The sequence below is a fragment of the Scytonema sp. NUACC21 genome, from assembly GCF_054684315.1.
Map to the genome: position 1 here is coordinate 1 of NZ_BAAFZH010000044.1, position 23,069 is coordinate 23,069.

Annotated in this window: 18 protein-coding genes and 3 pseudogenes; 16 read left to right on the forward strand and 5 right to left on the reverse strand. The window is 41.7% G+C overall.

All coding sequences use genetic code 11. The features are described 5' to 3' along the window. Positions 1 to 4,481 (reverse strand): putative Ig domain-containing protein (locus tag ACYRY3_RS05115; protein WP_460200674.1); only part of this gene is annotated, 4,481 nt, incomplete at its 3' end. Between the two features lie 56 nt (positions 4,482 to 4,537). On the opposite strand from ACYRY3_RS05115, the pseudogene ACYRY3_RS05120 reads away from it, so the two are divergent. From ACYRY3_RS05120 to ACYRY3_RS05155, 8 genes and pseudogenes are all read left to right on the forward strand, one after another. Further along, positions 4,538 to 5,848 (forward strand): annotated as a pseudogene (locus tag ACYRY3_RS05120) (proton-conducting transporter transmembrane domain-containing protein); the annotation flags it as partial. A gap of 190 nt (positions 5,849 to 6,038) precedes the next feature. Next, the gene (locus ACYRY3_RS05125; RefSeq protein WP_460200640.1) at positions 6,039 to 7,538 is read left to right on the forward strand and encodes an NADH-quinone oxidoreductase subunit M; all 1,500 of its coding nucleotides are present in this window, start codon (positions 6,039 to 6,041) and stop codon (positions 7,536 to 7,538) included. 98 nt (positions 7,539 to 7,636) lie between these two features. Continuing rightward, complete coding sequence (locus ACYRY3_RS05130; RefSeq protein WP_460200641.1) at positions 7,637 to 8,959, forward strand: CO2 hydration protein; 1,323 nt, start codon at positions 7,637 to 7,639, stop codon at positions 8,957 to 8,959. Positions 8,960 to 9,077: 118 nt separating this feature from the next. Then, a pseudogene (locus tag ACYRY3_RS05135) lies at positions 9,078 to 9,188 on the forward strand (YciI family protein); the annotation flags it as partial. After that, entirely contained in the window at positions 9,170 to 9,316 is a 147-nt protein-coding gene (locus ACYRY3_RS05140; protein ID WP_460200642.1) for a hypothetical protein, read from the forward strand. The pseudogene ACYRY3_RS05135 and the gene ACYRY3_RS05140, both read left to right, overlap by 19 nt. 121 nt (positions 9,317 to 9,437) lie before the next feature. Beyond that, positions 9,438 to 9,593 carry a hypothetical protein gene (locus ACYRY3_RS05145; RefSeq protein ID WP_460200643.1) on the forward strand — a complete coding sequence of 52 codons (156 nt, stop codon included), beginning with the start codon at positions 9,438 to 9,440 and terminating at the stop codon, positions 9,591 to 9,593. After that, the gene (locus ACYRY3_RS05150; RefSeq protein WP_460200644.1) at positions 9,566 to 10,657 is read left to right on the forward strand and encodes an RNA-guided endonuclease InsQ/TnpB family protein; all 1,092 of its coding nucleotides are present in this window, start codon (positions 9,566 to 9,568) and stop codon (positions 10,655 to 10,657) included. The genes ACYRY3_RS05145 and ACYRY3_RS05150 overlap by 28 nt, the downstream gene beginning before the upstream one ends. A gap of 543 nt (positions 10,658 to 11,200) precedes the next feature. Next, positions 11,201 to 11,605, forward strand: coding sequence for a hypothetical protein (locus ACYRY3_RS05155; protein WP_460200645.1), 405 nt, complete (start codon positions 11,201 to 11,203; stop codon positions 11,603 to 11,605). 81 nt (positions 11,606 to 11,686) lie between these two features. On the opposite strand, the gene ACYRY3_RS05160 is transcribed toward ACYRY3_RS05155, so the two are convergent. Next, positions 11,687 to 12,466 (reverse strand): cobalt-precorrin-6A reductase, encoded by a 780-nt coding sequence (locus tag ACYRY3_RS05160; protein WP_460200646.1) that lies wholly within the window; start codon positions 12,464 to 12,466, stop codon positions 11,687 to 11,689. Positions 12,467 to 12,482: 16 nt separating this feature from the next. Further along, positions 12,483 to 12,671 (reverse strand): hypothetical protein, encoded by a 189-nt coding sequence (locus ACYRY3_RS05165; RefSeq protein WP_460200647.1) that lies wholly within the window; start codon positions 12,669 to 12,671, stop codon positions 12,483 to 12,485. Positions 12,672 to 13,267: 596 nt separating this feature from the next. On the opposite strand from ACYRY3_RS05165, the gene ACYRY3_RS05170 reads away from it, so the two are divergent. From ACYRY3_RS05170 to ACYRY3_RS05185, 4 genes and pseudogenes are all read left to right on the forward strand, one after another. Next, a complete protein-coding gene (locus ACYRY3_RS05170) occupies positions 13,268 to 13,798 on the forward strand; it encodes a nucleotidyltransferase family protein (protein ID WP_460200648.1) in 531 nt (176 codons plus the stop codon). Between the two features lie 235 nt (positions 13,799 to 14,033). Continuing rightward, positions 14,034 to 15,416, forward strand: coding sequence for an FAD-binding oxidoreductase (locus ACYRY3_RS05175; protein WP_460200649.1), 1,383 nt, complete (start codon positions 14,034 to 14,036; stop codon positions 15,414 to 15,416). Between the two features lie 845 nt (positions 15,417 to 16,261). Beyond that, positions 16,262 to 18,196: pseudogene (locus ACYRY3_RS05180) on the forward strand (PhoX family protein); the annotation flags it as partial. A 156-nt stretch (positions 18,197 to 18,352) separates the two neighbouring features. Next, entirely contained in the window at positions 18,353 to 19,405 is a 1,053-nt protein-coding gene (locus ACYRY3_RS05185) for a YheT family hydrolase (RefSeq protein ID WP_460200650.1), read from the forward strand. A gap of 386 nt (positions 19,406 to 19,791) precedes the next feature. On the opposite strand, the gene ACYRY3_RS05190 is transcribed toward ACYRY3_RS05185, so the two are convergent. Next, on the reverse strand, positions 19,792 to 20,421 hold the full coding sequence (locus ACYRY3_RS05190; RefSeq protein WP_460200651.1) for a hypothetical protein: 630 nt from the start codon (positions 20,419 to 20,421) through the stop codon (positions 19,792 to 19,794). A gap of 415 nt (positions 20,422 to 20,836) precedes the next feature. Then, positions 20,837 to 21,091 carry a peptidoglycan-binding domain-containing protein gene (locus ACYRY3_RS05195; protein ID WP_460200652.1) on the reverse strand — a complete coding sequence of 85 codons (255 nt, stop codon included), beginning with the start codon at positions 21,089 to 21,091 and terminating at the stop codon, positions 20,837 to 20,839. 752 nt (positions 21,092 to 21,843) lie between these two features. Between ACYRY3_RS05195 and ACYRY3_RS05200 the strand changes: the two genes are divergently transcribed. The 4 genes from ACYRY3_RS05200 to ACYRY3_RS05215 all read left to right on the forward strand — a co-directional run bounded on the left by ACYRY3_RS05200 (position 21,844) and on the right by ACYRY3_RS05215 (position 23,030). Beyond that, positions 21,844 to 22,107, forward strand: a complete 264-nt coding sequence (locus tag ACYRY3_RS05200; RefSeq protein WP_460200653.1) for a hypothetical protein — start codon at positions 21,844 to 21,846, stop codon at positions 22,105 to 22,107. Continuing rightward, entirely contained in the window at positions 22,091 to 22,498 is a 408-nt protein-coding gene (locus ACYRY3_RS05205) for a PIN domain-containing protein (RefSeq protein WP_460200654.1), read from the forward strand. The genes ACYRY3_RS05200 and ACYRY3_RS05205 overlap by 17 nt, the downstream gene beginning before the upstream one ends. A gap of 206 nt (positions 22,499 to 22,704) precedes the next feature. Beyond that, a complete protein-coding gene (locus ACYRY3_RS05210; protein WP_460200676.1) occupies positions 22,705 to 22,842 on the forward strand; it encodes a hypothetical protein in 138 nt (45 codons plus the stop codon). Beyond that, positions 22,842 to 23,030: a CPXCG motif-containing cysteine-rich protein gene (locus ACYRY3_RS05215; RefSeq protein WP_460200655.1), complete on the forward strand. Its 189-nt coding sequence runs from the start codon at positions 22,842 to 22,844 to the stop codon at positions 23,028 to 23,030. Before ACYRY3_RS05210 ends, ACYRY3_RS05215 begins: the two co-directional genes overlap by 1 nt. Positions 23,031 to 23,069 lie beyond the last annotated feature (39 nt).

The window sequence follows — 23,069 nt, forward strand, 5'->3', positions numbered from 1 at the left end:
AACGCAGTTGTATCGATAACTCTGGTTCCATCTTGATTAAATGTCGTGATGGTTTTGGTTGTGCTGCTACCCGATGCAGCGATCGCAACACTATCAAACAACGGTGCGCGGTTGGTATTACGAATTGTAATCGGTACAGTGATACTTGTTGTCTGATTAACTCCCGTACCATTACCATCATCAGTTGCTCTAAAGGTGACATTATATGTACCCGCACTTGTATAACCAGGTGTCCAGGTAAACATCGCAGTGTCAACATCAAAAGCAGCAAGAGATGGTAAACCAGACACGCTATAAGTAACAGATGGGTCGCTACCTTCGAGGAGAGTCAACTCACCTTTTGCATTACGGTCAGTAGGTACAAAACCAGGGTTATCTGGGTCAAAAGCAAACGCACGGAACCTGATAGTTTCTCCCTCTTGTGCAACCCAAGAAGTTAATCCCTCAAAAACGGGTGCAGCATTAACATTTAATACAGTTATCTTAGTTGTTTGGCTGGTGACAGACTCACCGTCACTCACACTGAAAGGAATTTCAAACTCACCTGCTTGGAAATATGCAGGTGTCCATTCAAATACACCTGTTACTGGGTCAAGAGTGGCACCACCAGGAAGTAAATTACTAAAGTAGGTAAGTGCAGTACCATCAGCATCTGAAGCTTTTAGCTGAATGCGTACATAATCACCTTCTCGAACAATCTTATTAGCAGGACGTACTAATGTTGGCGTCTGATTTGTAGGTGCAACCAGAATATTGACAGTTTGCGTTACCCTTTCCTTACCATCACTAACAACAAACTGAACATTCTCATATGTACCGGCTTGCTCGTAGTTGGGTGTCCACGTCAGGATACCCGTGGTTGGGTCAAATACAGAACCACCAGGTAAATTATCTGCCCAATATGTCAGTTTATCTTTATCGCTATCGGTGGCAGCAACTTTAATTTGTAGAGTGCGTCCCTCTGCACCACGAATCAGAACAGGGAGAGTGGGGGAAGTAGAAGAATTCCCCCCTTGCTGTACTGTTCCACCACTTACAGATGGTAATGAGAATACAGGTTTATGATTTGCTCCCAGAACATTAATACTAAAAGACTGAGTTGTATAACCACCACGTAAGTCGTAGGTGTAAAGTACAACATTCTCTTGAGTTGCCCCACCAGCAACGGGATTCCAGCTAATCAACCCGTTATTGTCAACCGTCATTCCTTCCGGTGCATCATACAACAGGTATCCAAGTACGCTACCATCTGGATCGCTTGCTGCTACTTGGTACTGGTACTCAATTCCTACAGTTGCATTTAATACAGCATTAGAAGTAATGACAGGTGCCATATTTGGATATGGCATTGCATAGATATTAGGTGTAAATTCTACTCTCAATGCATCGGGATTATTAACAGTAATCGTGCGTACTGTTGTTGATTGTCCTGGTTTTAATCTTCCATCAATTAAATTATCCTTCAAATCCAGCAAGTAGGCACCAGAAGAAGTTCTTCCAACTGCATCTTGTGGTACACCAGTAAATGCTGTACTTGGATCGAGTAGCAACATTACAGGCAATAATAAATCTTGGTCAGCGAGGGAAGTGATTGTGACATCGAATGAAATGGTATTTGTCGCACGCTCACTTCTGGCATTACTAAAGTTAAAGTTAACTAAGTTGCTAAAGTTAGAAACCGTTGTAAATCTCTCTTTGTATTCAGTTTCTAACTCAGCACCTGCGGTACTCTTAATATTTCGCAGTACCTTAAATTCGTAGTTACCAGCATCAAAATTATTAAATCCAAGTAATGCTGACTTTCTCGCTGCATCGTATTGTACAGATACAGGATTAATGATATTACTAAGAGCACCAATTAACTGGTAATTATTTGGATTGAGTACCGATGCAAGGTCATTATTTGCACCTGTAAACATATCCGAATCAAAAGTAACGTTGATAGTGTTTAGCGGTAAAGCGACTATTGCATCTTTAACAGGATTGGTTGCAGCAACTTTGGGTGCAACAATTGGATTGAGAACATCTATTTGACTCGAATGGCTAATTAATACTCGACCATCACGAGTCGTTTCTATATTTTCACCCCAAGTAACGCCATTTTTCCCAGTTGCCACTTTAACGTGTTGCATGGTAGCTAAATCCACCATCAACACATCACCCTTATTTGTGGAAACAAATGCTAATCCTTCTAATTGACTACCAGTCACGCCAAATGCCAAGGAATCTACTGGTTCGGATAGAGATAGCATTCGTTGTGCGCTGCCGTTATTATTAAACTTGACAACAAGTCCACGGTCGGGCCAAGATGTACCCCACAAACTTCCATCAGGGGCGAATGCTAAACTATCCACTCGCAAATCGCTGTAATGAGTAAATGTCTCCGTAACAGGATTAAATATCTCAATTCCATTACCTGAAGAAACATAGATCGATCCTGTTGTTGGATGAATTGCCAGCGCTTGAGTGATGCTTTCTCCGTAGGACTTGACAATATTACCAGTTTGTGAATTGAGTTGTAGTAAAGGACCACCACCTGTAGTTGCCCATAATACACCATTCCGGTCAACTGCCATGTCAAAGATGGGTTGGGGTAGGGTTGCTATGGGAGTGTCTGAGGGAGGGAGTGAGGGGGTGAGTGAGGGGAAGCGATAAAGAGAACCACGGTTAGCTCCACCGCTTGCTAGTACTGTACCATCTGGTAGGACAGCGATCGCCATTGCACCGATATTTGCATGGCTGATAGGAATATTGGTAGCAAACGCACTTGCAGTGAATGGACGCAGTACACTTTCAAATTCAGGTTTGTTTGTTGTTGGTAGTGTTGCAGGAGTATTATTTTCAGCTAGAGCTTGAATAAATAATTGATTTGTAGAGATTTGTTGTGTCGGTGGCTGTGGTGGTAGGATTTGCTGTGTGGTTTGCCCAACGGTTGGAATAGTACCCAAGTTGACGCTAAATCCATCGGATGGTGCAGTAATTCCTAATGGTGGTGTTTGCTTATTACCTGCGTTATCCGTTGCAAGAACAAGGAATTCGTATTTTGAAGTTGCTTTACCATTAAATATTGCTTCCGTATCTATAGTTTGCGACTTCCATACAATAAAATCTCCACCATTCTCTGCAACATATACGGTGACATGCTTAACCCCTGAACCATTACTGTCATCGGTTGCATTCCATTTCACCCGATAATCAGTGCTACCACTAACTGCTACCAGTGGAAGATTATTTGTCGCACTATTATTACTACCAAGTGGTGTTGCGGTAATTGTCGCCGTTGGTGCTGCACCATCAATTTTACTGACAGTCAGATTTGTATCGATTGGTGCAGAAGTGTTGAAGATAACTTTGGCAGTGCTGGTTATTTCCGTCCCTGTAGCCCCATTATTTAAAGGTGCAATCGTGTAACTAGCAAATCCCGCACCACGAGCATTAGCATCATTCGGCAGTAAAATACCAACGTTGGGATTTTTGATTACATTTCCAGTTTCTGGGTCAATTGCTTCGAGTAACCAAGAAGCGGTTTTTGTTGGTAAATCAATTCCTGCGCTGACTCTTAAAATAAATCCTTTCGTTGCTATAAAGTCAAAGTCACCTTGGAACGAACTTCTTCCACCAGGGATATTGACTTGGATATCTCCCAATTTAATACCACCAAGTTGGAAACTACGCTCATCTAAATCATCGTCGAGTTTGGTTACGAGTTGAACAGAACTCACAGCAGTTGGTGCTGTTGCAGCGTTTTCAAACCTGATGGTGTAGGGTAAGGTGGTGCCGACTGGAATAATATTATCGTTACCGTAACCAATGGGACCTGTTAATGAGACAAGGTTACTTGTGGTGCTTGGTGTGATAAATGCACTGCCAAAGTTGGGGGAAGGTACTGGTACACCTTGGGGTAACTCTACTCTTGCTTCTCCAAATGGGACGTAAATACTAAATGCTTGGGAGTGAGTTTGACGCGAAAGCCCTTTATCAAATTGTGTGAGATTGGGAATATCTGGACTACCAATTTTGCTGGCGTCGTGTCCGTACCACTTGCGAACATTCTCAAAGAAGTTGACGAGGTTACCAGTTGATTTAATTTCTTTACCAGCCGGACCAACTAATAAACCAGTGGAAAGCGTTGCTATTAAACTAATGATTTGCTGGCTTTCTCGAATTGGTGGAATACCAGATTCTTCTCGCAATAATCCTGTTTGTTCTAATGCTGCAAGGAATGCATTTGTCCAAGTATCAGGGTTAGCAGCAAGGTTAATTAAGGCTGGTGTTGCGGTTTTATCCTGAAGTATCGCCTGCCGTAGTTTTAATGCTTCTCGTGATTGTTCTGCAACGAACTCCCCACGAGTCATTGCTGTTGCAGTTGCGACGATATTAAACTTAAACGCAATATCTTCGTCACTTACAGTTTCTAACAAGTCAGGATTTTCTTGTAACAGTTGTTGCAATCCTGGGTAGGTTTGAACGTTGAAGTTCATTCCTGTAAACCCTGCATTGGGTAAGTCTATGACATAACCTGGTGCTAGGATTTGTCCTATTTCTGTTAATGGGGGTACTGGCAATATTCCCCCTAGCAGGAACTTGGAATTATACGGAATTAGCAGAGTGGGCAGCTACAGCTCGTGTTAACCCTACTTTAATGGCATTGGTCGCTCTGGCGTTAATTGCAGGTCCAATGGGTAAGTGCGCTCAGTTTCCCTTACACCTGTGGTTGGACGAAGCAATGGAAGGACCTATACCAAGCACAATTTTGCGGAATTCTGTTGTCGTCGCTAGTGGTGCTTGGGTGCTGATTAAGCTGCAACCTGTTTTCAGCCTTTCCCCCATAGTTTCTCTAGCAATGGTGTCTATTGGTGCTGTGACTGCTGTGGGTGGTTCTTTGATTGCGATCGCACAAATCGACATCAAACGATGCTTATCTTATTCAGTAAGCGTTTACATGGGTTTGGTGTTTATTGCCGTAGGGACACAGCAAGATGAAGCAGCGCTGTTGTTAGTTCTCACCCACGCTTTGGCATCAGCACTTTTGGTTATGAGCACTGGTGCCATTGTTTGGAACAGCATAACTCAAGATATTACTAAACTAGGTGGCTTGTGGTCGCGCCGACCGGTTTCAGGGATAGCTTATGTGGTAGGAACTCTCGGATTAATAGGTTTTCCACCGTTAGGGAGTTTTTGGGCACTGCTGGAATTAGCTTCAGGGCTTTGGGTGACAAAACCTTGGTTAGTGGGAATTGTAATTGCAGTCAATGCTTTGACCGCTTTCAGCTTAACCAGGGAATTTTGTCTCATTTTTGGTGGTAAAACCCAGCAAATGAGCGAACGATCTCCTGAAGTCAGCTGGCAAATGGCGCTACCCATGATTGTTCTCTTAGGTTTTACCCTGCATCTACCCTTAGTGTTGCAAAGCTTATCTCTATTACCAAGCTGGGAAACTCTCAATAAAGATGTTGCACTCCTACTCGTTTGGTCAAGTATTTTTGGTTGCACCATCAGTGGTGTTATTTATCTGACCAATGGTATTCCCAAACCAATTTATTTCCCCGTAAAACCTTTACAAAACTTACTTGCTTACGATTTCTATACGCCTAAATTGTATAGGATGACTATCGTTTTTGGGGTTGACCTCATTTCAAAATTTGCTGACATGATTGACCGCTTTATCGTCGATGGTATTGTCAATATGGTTGGTTTAATGTCCATTGGTAGTGGTGAAAGTCTTAAGTACAGCACCTCCGGGCAAACCCAGTTTTATGCCTTCACTGTGTTGTTGGGAGTAGGTGTCATAGGAATGGTGGTGAGTTGGCAATATTGGGGAGTTCAGTTTTTAGATTTGGTATTTTGACAAGTTCATAGTTATTAGTGATTAGTTAGTGGTAAGTAGTTAGTAGTTAGTGGATTAAGTAACTACTATTAACCACGCACCACTAACTATTATCAAACTTTTAATTGTGAAGGGAAGACAGATTACGATTTAGAAAACGGTCAAGTGTCTCTAATTGGATAAAGCCATTAGCCATTAACACAATCACTATATGCTGAGTACCTTAATCTGGCTACCTATTTTAGGTGCCGCTGTTCTAAGTTTCTTTCCTCGTGCCATACCAGCGGCTAGTGCTCGTTTGGTATCCCTGACAGTCTCTGGTTTAGTTCTGCTTTGGAATATTTTTATTCTGTTAAAATTTAATATTTCCGATCCGGGGATTCAGTTACAGGAATATTTACCTTGGAATGACACCCTGGGCTTAAGCTATCAGTTAGGGGCTGATGGGCTTTCCATACTCATGTTGATTTTAAATAGTCTGCTGACCTGGATTGCAATTTACAGCAGCAGCCAACAGACAGAACGTCCCCGGCTTTTCTACTCCCTCATCTTATTAGCAAGTGGTGGCGTTGCAGGTGCCTTTGCATCACAAAATTTGTTGCTTTTCTTTCTGTTTTATGAAATAGAATTAATACCCTTCTATCTGCTCATTGCTATATGGGGCGGTGAAAAGCGAGCTTATGCTGGCATGAAGTTCCTGATTTATACTGCTGTTTCAGGAGCGCTGATTCTAGCAACATTTTTGGGGACTGTCTGGCTCACTGGGTCAACCAACTTTAATGTTGATAGTCTTGCCACCCAAACTCTTTCAACAGCACTACAAATTATCCTACTTTTAGGAATTTTGCTAGGCTTTGGTATTAAGATTCCTTTGGTTCCTTTCCACACTTGGTTACCTGATGCCTATGTTGAAGCTTCAGCGCCCATTGCTATTCTCCTTGGTGGAGTCCTGGCAAAGTTAGGAACTTATGGTGTTTTGCGTTTTGGCATGGGTTTGTTTCCCGAAGCTTGGAGTATCCTTGCACCTAGTTTGGCTATGTGGGGAGCAGTCAGTGCTATGTATGGGGCGGTAACTGCTATTGCTCAAAAAGATATTAAGCGCATGGTAGCTTACAGTTCCATCGGTCATATGGGCTACGTATTGCTTGCAGCTGCGGCTAGCACCGCCCTGGCACTTGTGGGTGCGATCGCTCAAATGGTCAGCCACGGAATTATTCTCGCTATTCTCTTCCATTTAGTTGGAATTGTGGAAGCTAAGGTAGGAACCCGTGAATTGGATAAGCTCAATGGCTTAATGAATCCCATACGTGGTTTACCTATCATCAGCGCTCTACTGGTTTTAGGAGGTATGGCGAGTGCTGGTATCCCCGGTATGACAGGGTTTATTGCTGAATTTATCGTGTTTCAAGGTAGCTTTTCGGTCTTTCCCATACCAACACTGTTGTGTGTTGTCGCTACTGGTTTAACTGCTGTCTACTTTGTCATTCTTCTCAACCGCACCTGTTTTGGTAAACTCGACAACTTAGCTTATTATCCCAAAGTCTTGTGGTCTGAAAAAATGCCAGCGCTGATTCTAGCAGTTCTCATCCTTTTCTTGGGAATAAAACCTCATTGGTTGGTACGGTGGAGCGAACCAACATCAACAGCAATGGTTGCTACAATTCCGGCTATAGAAAAAGCTGTAAGCCCTCAAGTTGCTCTCAATCAATGAAGAAATTAGTTAGTAGTTAGTAGTTAATAAAACCACGTTAAAAGTAACCACTAACTACTAACAGCAGCCAAGCGGAAGAAATTGAAGAGGAAGTAAAAATGGTACAAACTCCAGAGAAACCTATCACTAAATTACCTCCTTCTACCCATGAATTTGCTGAGGTTATTCATCGGTTAGAAGCAGGTGGCGCAATGTTACCGGATACACCAGAAAATTTAATGCAGATCATTGGGATTTATAAAGCTTATGCAGTTCCAATGGATTTTTACTGGCGCGATCTCCTCTACATTGCTGAACGTGTATTTTTAAATCCGTTTCCCTTTTTCAAATACTTTCTACCTCAAGAATATTTAGATCGGCACAATCATTATGCTGGTGATGATGCGGATTTAAGAATTTGGCGCGGTGAAGCAACGGCTCATCCAGAACTGTTGGCATTTATGGACAAGGGTGAAACCTTGAAAATGCCTAAGTTGTTGCACCACTTGTTCCACGACCGCATCAACATGGAGTTTGCCGAAGCTTGTATGCGGGCAATGCTATGGCATCGCCATATGTACGCACCAGTTAACCAATTTGACTCTTACCTCGACACGGAAGAGTACAAAGCCAACGCTGACAGGGCTATTCGAGCTTACTTCCAGGGCAACCCATTGATGTTGTCCATGTACAAGCTATTTCCAGATATGTTCTTAGAACAGTGCCGACAGATGTCTTACTACTCTAATCTCGGGTTGTTCTGGGAAGTTATGGCTCCTGTTTTCTTTGAGATGTCAGATTTGTATGACGAAGGGAAAATTACCACTGTCCCAGAGGCAATGAATTTTTTGGTGAATGGAATTTTTGCGATCGCAGGTCGTCCCATTTACCACCACGTTTACGTTCGCGGTGAGTGCTACGAAATTATCCCAAAATCCAAGGGTTTTACATGGCTTTACGAAGCTGCATTACCCTACGTGGAAGCTGTTTTTTATCGCACTGCTCCTTTTAGAGGGACTAAATCTTATAATGCACAAGCAAGGCAAGTACCTGACGATCAAAAAGACTTTCACTATGGAATTCTCTATGCTGATGTCTTTCCGGTAGGAACTGCAGGTATTCCACCAACACTTCTCATGCAAGATATGTTACATTTTTTACCTCAGTATCTTGTAGATTATTATAAGCAGTACTGCCGGGGAGATGAGGATGTGTTGATTCAGTTGGGAGTGACTTTTCAACGGTCAATGTACTGTGTTACATCTGCCGTCATTCAGGCACTACGAGCCGCACTTTTATATCCTTTAGACGATCCAAACCCCAAACATTTACAAGCAAATCGCGATTTCTTTGAGATGCAACTCAATCGCTTTACCCGTTCCGAATATGGCATTCGGAATGCCGCTCGTCTGCGAGATATTCAAAGGCAGGATTACAGGTAATAAGCTAAGGATGAAGTATGAAGTATAAAGTGTTAAATAGTAGGTCGTGAAGCCCACAAATAATCACAAATAATAAATTGAGGGACTTATATCCATCTATAAACTCATTTTTAATCCTTTATCCGCCGAAGACGAAGCCACTGTACGCCAATTAGTAGAAGCCGATCCGTATTGGCAAAACGGTATTTGGACTGAATACACTCTTAAAGAGTGGATTCAAGCTTTTTAGCCGAAACGACTGAAGTTGCGGTTACAGGGATGGGTATCCTTGCCCATCCCACAAGAGGCGAGCGCTTGTTTGGGTTGATGAGAGCAGTACGGACACTGAATACTGAGGGGCAAGTAACTGTAACTTAATTTCTAGACACAATTACCCATAAATCCCCAAAATGGGTAGGTTGAAAAAGATGTTCGGTTTTCATTATTGCTTGTATAGTCTTGTCTGGGTTATATTTAGACCATGGATTGAAGAAAGTTTATGCCACAACGCAATAGATGGTTTAAGGTTTTGCTCACCCAACAAGAGTTAGATAAGCTACAGGCTTATGCTGAACATCAAGGTTGGAATATGTCTCAAGCTTTTAGAGAATGGATTAAGGAGCTACCTTGTTACTCGGATTCAAAACAGAATTAAAGCTAAATAACCAACAACGCACGCAACTACTAAAACATTGTGGCGTAGCGCGTCATGCTTGGAATTGGGGGCTCGCTTTAACTAAACAGATACTTGACCACAACAAAGCTAACCCAGATTCCAAAATGAAGTTTCCTAGTGCTATTGACTTACACAAGTGGTTGGTGGCACTGGTAAAGAGTGAAAATTCTTGGTACTACGAATGCTCCAAATCCACACCACAGCAAGCATTAATGGCTCTAGGAGAATCTTGGAAAAGATGCTTTAACTTGACTGCTGGTGTTCCAAAGTTCAAGAAAAAAGGTAAGCGGGACTCTTTCACATTAGAAGGTACAGTCAAAATTCTTGGAAACAACAAGATTCAAGTACCTGTAATTGGTGTTCTCAAGACTTACGAACGACTTCCACAAGTACTGATAAAGTCTTGTACAATATCTCGCCAAGCTGACAGATGGTTTATAAGTTTCCGATTTGATGTCGAGCATCAAAACTCAAGCAATGCGAGCATTGTAGGCGTTGACCTTGGTGTCAAAAACTTAGCAACTCTTTCAACTGGTGAGGGAATTGCTCTATCAAAATCCTACAAAAGACATCAAGCAAAGTTGTCCAGAATGCAATGGTTGAACCGTCGGAAGGTTATAGGTTCAGCTAATTGGAAGAAAGCGCAATTAAAAATAGCTAGACTGTATAGAAAGATAGCTAATATCCGTAAAGATACATTACATAAATTGACAACATTACTAGCCAAGAACCACGGAACAGTAGTGATTGAAGATTTAAATGTGTCTGGAATGTTAGCTAATCATAAATTGGCTAAGGTAATTGCTGATATGGGATTTTATGAATTTCGTAGGCAATTGACTTACAAGTGTGAATTGTATGGGTCTAAGCTAGTTGTGGTTGAGCGATGGTTCCCGTCTAGCAAGACCTGCTCAAACTGTGGAACCAAAAAAGAAGCACTCACTTTGGATGATCGAGTGTTTCAATGTAACCATTGCGGTTTTACCTTGGACAGAGACTTGAATGCCGCAATCAATCTTAGTTTGTACGTATCCGGCAGTTAGTCGGTGAGAGCCTGTGGACTGGTTGATGCCGACATCACCAGAATGAAACAGGAATTAAACACCAAAGTCCAAGGATGTATATCTTTGGCTAGCTTTGGGTAAGTTTTATATAACGGAAGTGGTAAGTTCATCTAGGTTGGATGCTTTATACCGTCACCGCAGGCTGATTAACGCTAATTTTACTATAAATAATCATTCTCAAAAGTATCCAATTTGGACACAATGCAAAACCTTTAATTTTTACAAGAACAGCTTCTCCATAACCAAATTTTCAGTTTCTCTTGGAATAAATCTTTATTGTAATTACAAAAAATTCTGCTTCTAGCGACTGCTCATTAATTAAACACAATATGTGACAGTTAGTAAATTGGCATATCAATATAGAAAATATACCAAAGAGTAGGTTCCGACTTTTCACCACGGAATTACGGTAATTATGAAAGTATTTTCATGCAGCAAGCTTTGATTACTGTTTAAACTAAAAAAAGAAGCAATGAAACTGAAATAAACACATCTCACGTTTATTATTCAGGAGGAAAGTCAATGAATCGCATTTTGAAGCGCACACTACTACCCAACCTTATGGCTGCAAGTCTAGTTGGCGTTAGCTTAGTTCCGTCTCAACCTGCATTAGCTGACAAAAACGTAGCACGCGATGCTGCTATTGGTGCTGGTGTTGGCGTTGTCTCTGGTGCTATTAGAGGTCGTGGTTCCGTCATCAACAATGCTATCAAGGGAGGCGCTGCTGGTGCTGCTGTTAACGGTGCTAACGGTTTGAGAAGAAATTCAAAAAATCGTAACTTGGGTCAAGATATTGGAGTTGGTGCAGCAGCAGGTACAGCGACTGGTGCAATTCTTCGTCCTGGTAAAGATACCCTTGGTGATGCAATAGATGGTGCAGCAGCAGGTGCAGTTATCAACATCTATAACAATAGAAGAAACAAGTAATTCATAGTTCTTAACTAGCAATTGATAAAAGAATGGGTTATTGCAGTTAGCAGAACTATCCCTAGTAGATCTAGGGATTTTTTATATATACTGACGGCAAAATTCCAAAGCCACCAACAAATCGCTTGTTTGCTGCGGATAACTCATCTTTGGTCTAGAAATCACGATTAAGGGGATGCCCAATTCTGCAGCAACTATTCGCTTAACATCCTCTCCCCCAGCAGTACCTGAAGCTTTGGTGACAACTAAAGAAATACTCCATTGACGCCATAATGCCATTTCCAAATCTATGGTGATGGGAGGGCGCAAACAAATCACTCGATCTGGTGTAAAACCAGCTTGAAAAGCAGCTTCTAATGCTGTAACAGAAGGAAGTAACCGAGCAAATAAAGTTGCCTGTTGCTGCCACGGCAGAAACAGATGCAGCAGCCTGTACCCTACAGCGAGCAACACGCGCTGATTGTATAAGTAATTTCCATTGACTAGTGTATCAAAGCTGTTTATATAGATTTCCCTTGTCCCCTTGTCCCCTTGTTCCCCTGTCTCCTCTAAAATAGGGCGTTCATAACGCAAATAGGGAATTTGCAATTGTTGACAAGCTGCGATCGCACCACGAGAAATTTCCACAGCAAATGGGTGTGATGCATCGACAACAGCGACAATTTGCTGTAAACACAAAAATTCATCGAGTTGTTCTACAGGTAATCGCCCTACCCAAACCTGTAACGTTGGGCAACAAGGGTAGAGCGATCGCGCTGACTCTGATGTTACAGAAACAGTACAGGGAATCTGAGCATTAGCAAGAAGAACTGCCAATGAAGCACTTTCCTGAGTTCCGCCAATCAACCAGATACGTGCCACAAAGCTATGAGTTTTCCTAACCTTTCAGTGCTTTTCTAAAGTTCTGACGATAGGATTTACTTGAGATTAACAAAACAGGCCACAACAGGGAGAATCCGAGACGGTTGGGTAAAGATTGCTGAAAGTTAGTTTTCCTAAAACCACCCCAGAACTTCCAAACACCAAACCCGTAAGCCAATATTAATACAAAACCGACTAATCCCATTGAGCACAACTCCACTTAATTTAATTAAATATCAAGCTAATGCAGTTCAGGTTTAACAAATTCACAACTGAATTCGTGTCATCTATTATACAATTTAGAATCTTATACTGTCATCCTATATCAATATTAGAAGACAGTAACTAAGACCTTCGTTTTTGGAATCAAACTTAATTTATACAGTCTTTCGTTCAAGTTTAACAAATTCCACCCGCGCCCTCCAGTATAGCTGAGGGTAATCCATCGTACTTACTTTCTAACAGGTAGCTACTACTACGGAGTAGCATTTAAAGATACCACTTATTTATGGCACAAGATAAGAAAGATAGCGGAGAGACTAAGATGTATGAACGCAACTTGGTATAAGCACCGAAAAATCAAAAACTACATTAGACTTTGAATGGAAGATTTTTCACACCCTTCTTGATTTTCCACTGATAAACAGGATAGTGTGACGAGTAGTTATTCCTATTCCGGATCGGATGCATCTTGCGAAAGTTACCTAAACTAAAAGATCCATAAGAGACTAAAGAAGTAAGCACAAAACGTATCTTATGGGTATTGAAGTAGCAAGTGGTGCAAACAGCTAAGGAGGATTTATGCGAGCAGTATTGATGGCAGGGGGATCTGGAACGCGGCTTCGTCCGCTCACTTGTGACCTACCCAAACCGATGGTTCCCATACTCAATCGACCAATTGCCGAACACATTATCAATCTTTTAAAACGGCATCAAATCACAGAAGTCATCGCCACACTCCATTATTTACCTGACGTCTTGCGAGACTACTTCCAAGATGGCAGCGATTTTGGCGTGCAAATGACCTATGCCGTAGAAGAAGACCAGCCTTTAGGTACCGCAGGCTGTGTAAAAAACATTGCCGAATTGTTAGATGACACGTTTTTAGTAATTAGTGGTGATAGCATAACAGATTTTGACTTAACAGCAGCAATTGAATTTCATATCAATATCCTCGGCAACGACAGCGATACCGACTCCGCCATCGACCCAACCACCCTTGCTATCAAGACCAACCCAACCAACGGTACAATTTTAGTTAACCCAGACGATACAATTACTTACACCCCCAATACGACATTTGTTGGAACTGACTCTTTTACTTACACCTAAATGCCCTGTCTCAACTCCATTGTTCATCACAACCAGGATGCGATCGCTACATACAAATCCAGAACCAAGCAATCTCCTTCCAAATAAGGTTCCATTTTCGTTACATAGTTTGGTTTTTTCTCACTGACTTACTTAACAGATACGTTGTATTTACTGGTAGCTTGATTGAAGCCAGCCTACTGTATCCTAATTCTTGACGACCTTGGCGGTTCCAAATTAATACAAAGTTATAATTATGACAACAACACCTGTAAGACCGTTTGACATAAATGCCTTAACCGCTTCCTTAGAAGGCATTGAAATTATTACTGATTCAACCCAAGTAGCAAAATTATCTCAAGATTACCACACCTTTAGCCCAGTACTTGTACCCAAACTAGAAGGCAAAGTGGGGGATATCGTTGTACGTCCTGTTAACCAACAAGAGGTATTAAAAGTTGCAGCAGCTTGCGTCAAATACAAAGTCCCCGTAACAATAAGGGGTGCAGGGACGGGGAATTACGGGCAATGCGTGCCCATGTATGGTGGTGCGATTGTCGATATGACACGGATGCAGGAGATACTTTGGGTAAAACCAGGAGTAGCGCGAGTTCAAGCTGGGGTAAAATTAGCTGCCTTGGATAAACAAGCACGAGAAATTGGCTGGGAAATGCGGATGGCACCTTCTACATATCGTACCGCAACAATTGGCGGATTTATTGCTGGTGGTAGTGGGGGAATCGGGTCAATACAGTACGGTTTGTTGGGAGATAGAGGCAATCTTCAAGCATTAAAGGTGATTACCTTGGAAGATGAACCTCGTATCATTAAACTGCGGGGTGATGACGTACAGAAAGTTAACCATGCTTGGGGGATTAATGGCATTATTACCGAAGTAGAAATTCCCTTGGGACCAGCCTATCCTTGGACAGAAGCGATCGCGACTTTCGATGATTTTATGGCAGCCGCAAAGTTTGGTCAAGACTTAGCCGATGCCGATGGGATGATTAAGAAAGAGATTAGCATCTTTGCATCCCCAATTCCACAATACTTCACTGCCCTCAGACAATATATTCCCGATCGCACTCATGCTGCTTTATTGATAATTGCTGAACCCAGTTTGGAATTCCTGCCCGGATTGGTGCAACAATATGGTGGCAATATTACATATCAAAAGCCAGCACAAGAAGCAGGAAAAGGGATAAATTTAGGGGAATTTACGTGGAATCACACCACCTTACACGCCCGGACTGTAGATACTTCCATCACCTATTTGCAAAGTATATTTCCTGCTTATGGAAAGACGGGTCAGGGCACATCTCTAGAACTAGTCGAGCATTTGTATCATCATTTCGGTGATGAGGTAATGATGCATTTAGAATTTATTCGGTTTCAAGGTAAAGCGGTTCCTGCTGCTTTGCAACTTGTACGCTTTACAACAGAGGAACGCCTTAACGAGATTATCCGCTATCACGAAGAGCAAGGAATATTTATTGCTAATCCCCACACATATATTATTGAAGATGGTGGAAGAAAAGCGATTGACCCAGAGCAACTAAAATTTAAGGAAATGGTTGACCCCTATGGATTAATGAACCCTGGTAAGAGTAAAGTGCTGGAATTTAAAGTTCACAGTTAAAGAAGAATATTGTAGATATGGGTATAGTAGCAGCCCGTTCAGTCCATTAGACATCTCCAACAAAGAATGTAGAGACGTGCTGTTTGAAGCGTCTCTACAAGGGGTTGAAACAACGCATAGTTAATTTCTGGAAATGTCCATTTTGTGCATTTTTATTGGTAAAGACAGTAATCGTAGAAAGAATCTTTTTCATTTTTTTTCCTTAACTTATACTTTAAAAGCTACAATTTTTTAATCTAGATAGAGCAATAAAATTACTTTTCTCTTGCTAAAAGACGTAGTATGGTAGGCAGCGATCGCCGTTCACTTTTAGTAGGCAGTGCCCACCATACTACGTCTATTTACTAATTTAAATAGAGCAATCAGACTAAATGTAAAATGTTTGTTATCATATCGGTTTATCAAAGAAACCGATTTTCTACATCTTACATTTTTTATTTTGACCTAATTAATTTAAGTCTTGTGAAAAATATTTTTAGTTTTTATATATCTTAAATTGAATAACACCAAGGTTAACGTAATATTAATAAATCAATAAGAATTAGTAAAGTTATTCAATTAAGTTTTTGAATATTAAATAAAATACTTCTATTGGATGATGTGTGGAAAAAAGCTATAACTACATATTTAGAATCGAGGCAATAAAAATCAATACTTATGGAAGATGAGCTATCCTTTATGCTGCTAATTCATCCGTACTTTTAAAGACATAGTTGTTGCAATTCTCTTGCAATAATTCTCTAGAAAAATATAAAATTTCTAGTTAAAAATTTGTACGTAATAGATAGCAGAAAAGGATTTTAAGCTAATGATAATTCCTGTTGTTTTTATTAAGAGGCAATTCAATGTCTAAGTTTTCACGCCGGCAGCTACTTGCTTTTTTTGGAGTAAGTGCTGGTGCAACTGTACTGGCTCCTGTATTGGGAGACAAACTTTTTGGTGGCAGCCCTAGCATCGCGGCTGTACCCTTAAAATTTACCCCACTGCGTTTACCCCATCCTTTACCGATTTACACGCAGCAACAGAGCTACTTACCAACAGGAATTGAGCAGGGAAACGTATTAGAACCTTCTGCTAATGCAGCTTTAAGTAGCTACACCGTTCTTGATGACGTTGTGGTACCACCAGAATATGAACGGTATGTGATTGTAGCGTGGGGCGATCGCGTTTTCCCAAATCAAGAAGACTATTTTGGTTACAATAGCGATTACACAAGCTTTATTCCCATTGATGGTAGAAACCCCAACGATGGCTACCTTTGGAACAATCACGAGTACATATCTTACCCATTCACGACGACTGTACCCGGTTTCTCAGGTGAGTTAGACGGATTCCCCATAACGTACCCCTTAATTATTGGACGCGATTTACCTGAAGACAGGACAAATCTCGAAGTCTTGGGTGAGTTTATGTACAACATAGGCGGTTCTATCGTGCGGATTTCCCGCGAAAACCGCAACGGGCGATTTGGTGTTGTCCGTGACCCCAGAAACAGACGCATCCACGGGCTTTCCGGTTTGGGAATTAATAGCCAACGAACTGACATATACAAAGACGTGACTTCTTGGGGTTCCAGAAGCTACCAAAAAGGAGACGAAAATTATCTTATTGGCACTGGACCTGCTGCTACCCAAGTCTTCAATCTCAGTTCCGATGGACTGGGTAACAAAATTATCGGTACTGGATTCAACTGTTCTGGCGGTACAAGCCCTTGGGGAACTGTCTTAACTGCTGAGGAAAATTTCCAAGCCAGTACCAGTTCCTTTATTGGAGTTCAGGAAAATGTCAACCCCAATGGGACACAAACAGGCTATATCGAAGGCACCACTGGGGCTGCATTTGGCTTGGTTGGTGAAAAATACGGCTGGATGGTAGAAATCGATCCGGCTGACCCAAATTTCCGCCCACGCAAACACACTGCTTTAGGTCGCTACCGCCATGAAAATATTGCTTTGCGGGTGGAAGCAGGAAGACCATTGGTAGGTTATTTAGGTGACGATCGGCGCGGGGGTCACACCTGGAAATTTGTCAGTTCTGGTACAGTCACTTCTCCCACTGATAAAAACAACAGCCGCTTGTTTGAAAACGGAACTTTGTACGTTGCTCGTTACAATCCTGATGGTACGGGTGAATGGATTCCTCTGGAATTAAACACCTCCACCAATCCAATTCCACCATCAACTCTTGCCTCGGTAGAAGTTGCAGCATTGGGTAGGGCTTCTAATGGCGGCAATACACGTTTACCAAGACGCAGAGGTATTTTGGGACAAACTTCAGAAGGTGGGTCAATCGCTGTCACAATAACGCAGGTTACAAATCAAACAACTGGAGCGATTACCTCTTACGGTGAAACTGAAGCTCTGCCTGCCTACCAAGGTAAGAAGCTATCAGATTTCTATACCAGTCAGGGCGCAGTTTTAGTTGATGCTTTTTTAGCTGCTAACTTAATCGGAGGAACTCCTACTGCTCGTCCCGAAGATCTTGAAGTCAATCCTAGAAATCCTAGAGAAGTCTTTATCGCTTACACAGATGGTGCTGCATCGGGAGATGGATACCCCGATTCTCGAATCTTCGTCGTTTCCAAATATAGTGCTGACATCACTGCCGCACAGCCTTCAGGAGAACTTTTTAAAATTATTGAAGATAGCTCTGATAGCACGGGTATAACCTTCCGTTGGGAACGATTTGCCAAAGGTGGAGAAGCAGCAGCAGAACCCGGAGACGGCTTTGCTAACGTAGATAACTTGGCATTTGATAGCCAAGGTAATATCCTCGGCATTATTAAAAAATTATTACTACTTATTAAGGATAAATAAGAACCTTTGGTAGATACAAAGATTGCTTTCCTGATTATAAAAAATAATTTAAATCTAACATAAAGATTAAAATTAAAGGATTGTAAAAGAAAGATTAGACTATACTAAAAATTGCACTCTATGTGTTACTCCTCTTACAGTCCATCATGGTTTTTGCAAAACGGTGTAATCATGACAGTTTACACTGCTTTGTGGAGCAGTCGTAATTGGGAAGATACGGTCAAAGATTTAGAGCCGTTTTACAAAGAAACTGTTTTTACAGGCGCACGGGGAGTACCAATTTTTGGTTTGGTTGCCATTCCTGAAAATGCTCGCGGTACGATTGTTGGTACTTATGGCATTACAGGAGATTTGGACAATCAATGGTTTCTGAGAATTTTGGGGCGCAAAGCTTACGCCCAAGGCTATGCTGTGGTGTTATTTGATTGGCGTGCTCACGGCAAAACAGCCGAGCTGTCGCCAACGCTAACAAGTGACGGATTGTACGAGGGGGAAGATTTTACTCGCATTAGCGCTACTGCCAAAGAGATGGGCTGTCCCGGAAAATTTTGGTTTACAGGTTACTCTCTAGGGGGGCAGTTGGCAATTTGGGGTCTGAAAGCTGCGGTGGAACTCTCTAGGGACAATCCAGATTTGGGGCTAGATGAGAGCGATATCGGTGGCGCGGCAGTCATCTGTCCGAGTTTGGACTCTCGGCGATCGCTGGCTTTTTTAGTCAAGAGTACTCTGGGGAGATATCTTGAGCAGGCGATCGCACGGCAGCTGAATAAACTGGCATGGAAAATTCATGATGCTCATCCTGGAACTCTCGATCCTGAAGCGATTAAACGGGCTAACAGCATATGGGGCTTTGACGAGGAGCTAGTGATTGGGCGGCTTGGTTTTCCTACAGTCGAAGCTTATTATGATGCCAGCAGCGCTTTACCTATACTACCACATCTTACCAAACCCACACTAATTATTTACGCTCAAGACGATCCGTTCTTTGAACCAGCAATAATACGAGAATTGCAAGAGATTTGCCAGAAGAACCCAAAACTCGACTTGTTGCTGACCCGTCATGGCGGTCATGTCGGTTACATCAGTAGTAAAAAGTGCCAGCGCCAAGCACAAGATCCAGATCCTTGGTGGGCATGGAACCGGGTTTTAGAATGGCTGGAAAAGGAGCGATAAGAAATGACCCCACTCTTATCAAAACTCTGCGCTTCAGCGATCGACCAAATTCATCATCTAAAACCATTGTTGTAGAGACGTGCCATGGCTAATCTCCACATTCTTTGTTGGAGATGTCTATTCTGTATCAAAATAAGCAAAATTATATAACAAACCGCGAAGGACGCAAAGGACACAAAGAATGGACTGAAGAAATTTGGCGCAACCTTATAAAGGAATGGTATTATATCATCTTCGGTTAAATAATTGTAATAAAAATACCCCTACCTAACCCTCCCCTTGCTAAGGAGAGGGTGCCGTTAGGCGGGTGGGGTAGAGTTTGTGTATTATGAGGAATCAGTTGAACATGATATTACTTTTAGATTATTCACAAATAGCCAAACGAGCTAAGAAGGTAGAGTTAAAATTCCTATAATAATTCTTAATAAACTGTCTATTTCTTCAGGAATTCTATACAGTTTAGTATCTGCCACAATTTTATTTTCTTTAGCAGATAGAAAACCAAATCTCCAATCCTCACCTGTCGTTACCGCTCCATATATAATAGAAACTTCAGACTTTATCCACTTTTTAAGAGCTACTAATTCTACAGCTAGTTGAGTAAAACCTCTATCTAAATCTGATTGTTTGGCTTCTACAACTAGAAAAGCATTATTCCCAGTTATATAGTAATCTAAAGTACCTTTTAGATAGGAATCGATGTAAATTGGATACTCAATATCAGAATAAGCTTTAGCTTCTGCACAAGCTTCTACTAAAATTGGGGATATTATTATTTCTCTCTTAGCGGTTTCAGTAACGGAATTCACTATTTTCAGATTTCTTTGTATGTAATTTTTTAAAAAATTAACGGCTTCTAAATCTTTATCGTAATTGGGTAATATTAAACTTGTTTTTTCAAATAAAAAACCAAAATCAGCTAGAATATCTTTAGTTCTAAAAGGAAGTTCAAAGTACTTACTAAAAGTATAACTCTCTTCAATTTTAAGAACCCGAGGCTCTTTGACGATACTCATACTTTTATTCCAATAAAAATGTCCTGTAAAAGGAAAAAAGCAAAATTTCCCTAATTATATAGCAGTCCTAGCTCTTGCGCCCGTGCTAGTTCCTCCTCAAGCTCAGAATAAACTCCGGGTACGCTTAACAACTGTTTAAAAGATTAGAATTTTGAACGAAGTTTGTAAGTAGGGCTGTGCCACACAATATGAAACGTATGGCATACACCCACCTACACCTCATGTAATATCACTGATATTTCGGGAATAGCTGTTTAGTTATACAGCAGATTGCACCTAAATGAGGTACAGATTGTTGTAAGGGCGTATGTCCTGCGGACAGGCTGCGCCAACGCGGAACGTGCCGACGCTCGTAGGCATACGGCTGTTCGCCCCTACCGATGTACTTCATTTACCTGAAATATGCTGTAAATTCCTAATCCCAAAGACGAGCACCCAATAGATCCCAAGTTTTAGGACCAACTACACCATCTACACGCAAGCCATTATCTGATTGGAAATTTCTTACCGCTAAATCTGTTTGCTCCAAGAAGTTTCCGGTATTGAGGTCTCTGGCAAGGTAGCCTAGAGAAATCAGGATATTCTGTAGCAGTCGTACCGCTGAACCAGTATCGCCGCGTCTTACAGTTGGCAATTCTCTAACAGCAGATGCTTGAACTTCAGGTTGCATAGTAGTTTTCCTTTTAATGATTTACTACTCTATTCATCATCTTCATCCGCCGTCATTACGGTTTTTGCATGGTACCCACAAGGGTAATATTTAAGGATGAAGGATGAAGGGTGAAGGATGAAAAATAGGTTGGCTCATATCTTGCACCACGCTCTCCCAATCAAAAATCATAGGCTAAAAAGCTGATTTTTTCGTAGGGTGGGCACTGCCCACCGTTGCCTGATTGAGAACCTGCAAGATGTCAGGTGAAATTCATGTCCGTTTATGGGATGAATTCATCATCTGCGGCGGCGTTTGTCATAGCGCGTCGTGGTCGAAGATTCTCTGAAAGATTACCAAATAAACATCATTTACTTCCTTGCAAGTTCGCCTACGCCAAGGATACTAAGGTGAAGCACGTTTGGTCGCATTGGAGTAAAATATCCCGTTGTGTCAAAGGCACTCCGAGACACCAATATTTTACTGCCCGTCCTAACAGGACGCACTCATGTTACGCTCTTTTGTCAACTTACTTGCTCTGCTAGTGAGCCTCGACTGGCCAGCAATCCAGTACAACTGGAGCTTTTCGAGGTTGGTGAGATTCTACCGGGAAATGATACGGTATCCGTTGCCGTGTCTAGATCTAGAGCAAAGCCAAGTAAACGTAGAATATCTACATATACCCAGCTTTGCATAGACTTTAATTAACGGCAACTCTAACCATACAGTCTCACTTATTTGCTATTTTTAATTAAATGGCAGGAGGTTAGGGTATGCGAAGCATCAAGATACGTTCTCATGTGGGTGCAGACGGAATGTTACATCTTAATATTCCGTTAGGTCTAACCGATCGGGATGTAGAAATCATGGTAATCTATCAGCCTTTGGAGACGGAAAGTAAAACCAAAACACCTCAAGAATTAGGGTGGGCACCTGGTTTCTTTGAGAACACATTTGGTGCTTGGGAGGGAGAACCATTGGTTCGAGAACCCCAAGGAGAACCGCAAGAAAGGAACTGGGATGATTTATTTGCTTGATACTAACACTTGTATTGGATACATTAACCGTCGTAGTTTACCAATATTTCGTCGCTTAAGTGCATTGGCAACAGAGGACATAGCTCTGTGCGATGTGGTAAAGTTTGAACTTTATTACGGTGCTTATCGCAGTTCACGCCGAGAGACAAATTTACAGGTACTGCGAGAATTTTTTAGTCAATTTGTTAGCTTACCTTTCGATGGTGTTGCAACAGAAATCTGTGGTCGTATTCGCACTCAACTAGCTGTCTTAGGGACTCCCATCGGTGGTTACGATTTACAAATTGCGGCTATTGCTCTGGCAAATAATCTCATTTTAGTGACTCATAATGTAAATGAGTTTAGCCGTGTAGAGGGGTTACAGATAGAGGATTGGGAGGAGTACGGATAATCAGTCACTCTCTAGCTGTGACACAGGAATCAGTTTAAGTTCCCTTAACCTAGTAGTTTGTCTTTCAGTGTTTTATAAATTTTAATGCGTTTGCCCTAGGCGTCCCCGCCCGTCTCGTACAACTGGTTTTCTAGTCAGGAGTATGCAAGAAGTTAATATTACATTTTACACAGATTCTTCTCGCAGTGTCTCTTAGTAATGATGATATGATTTCTGAATATAAAGCACAGCAAAGCTGTGAACGGGTGCAAGGACCTTTACCTCAGTCTACACTACTTAAGCATCTGAATGAAGCTACCACTCATTTCAACACACCTCATAAAGAACTACAGCCACTAAGTTAATGCAAACAACAGCTGAGTACTATTGCGCCTATTGCGGGGAACCCAACACAACTTTTGTAGACTTAAGTGTTGGTGGGCAGCAATCTTATGTCGAAGATTGTCAAGTATGCTGTCATCCCAATATTCTTTACATACGAATTGATGAAGATACGCTTGATGTAGAGATAGATACCGACTACGAAGAGTAGTTTGTTAGTTGTTAGTGGTTAGTAGATAGCAGTTAGTAG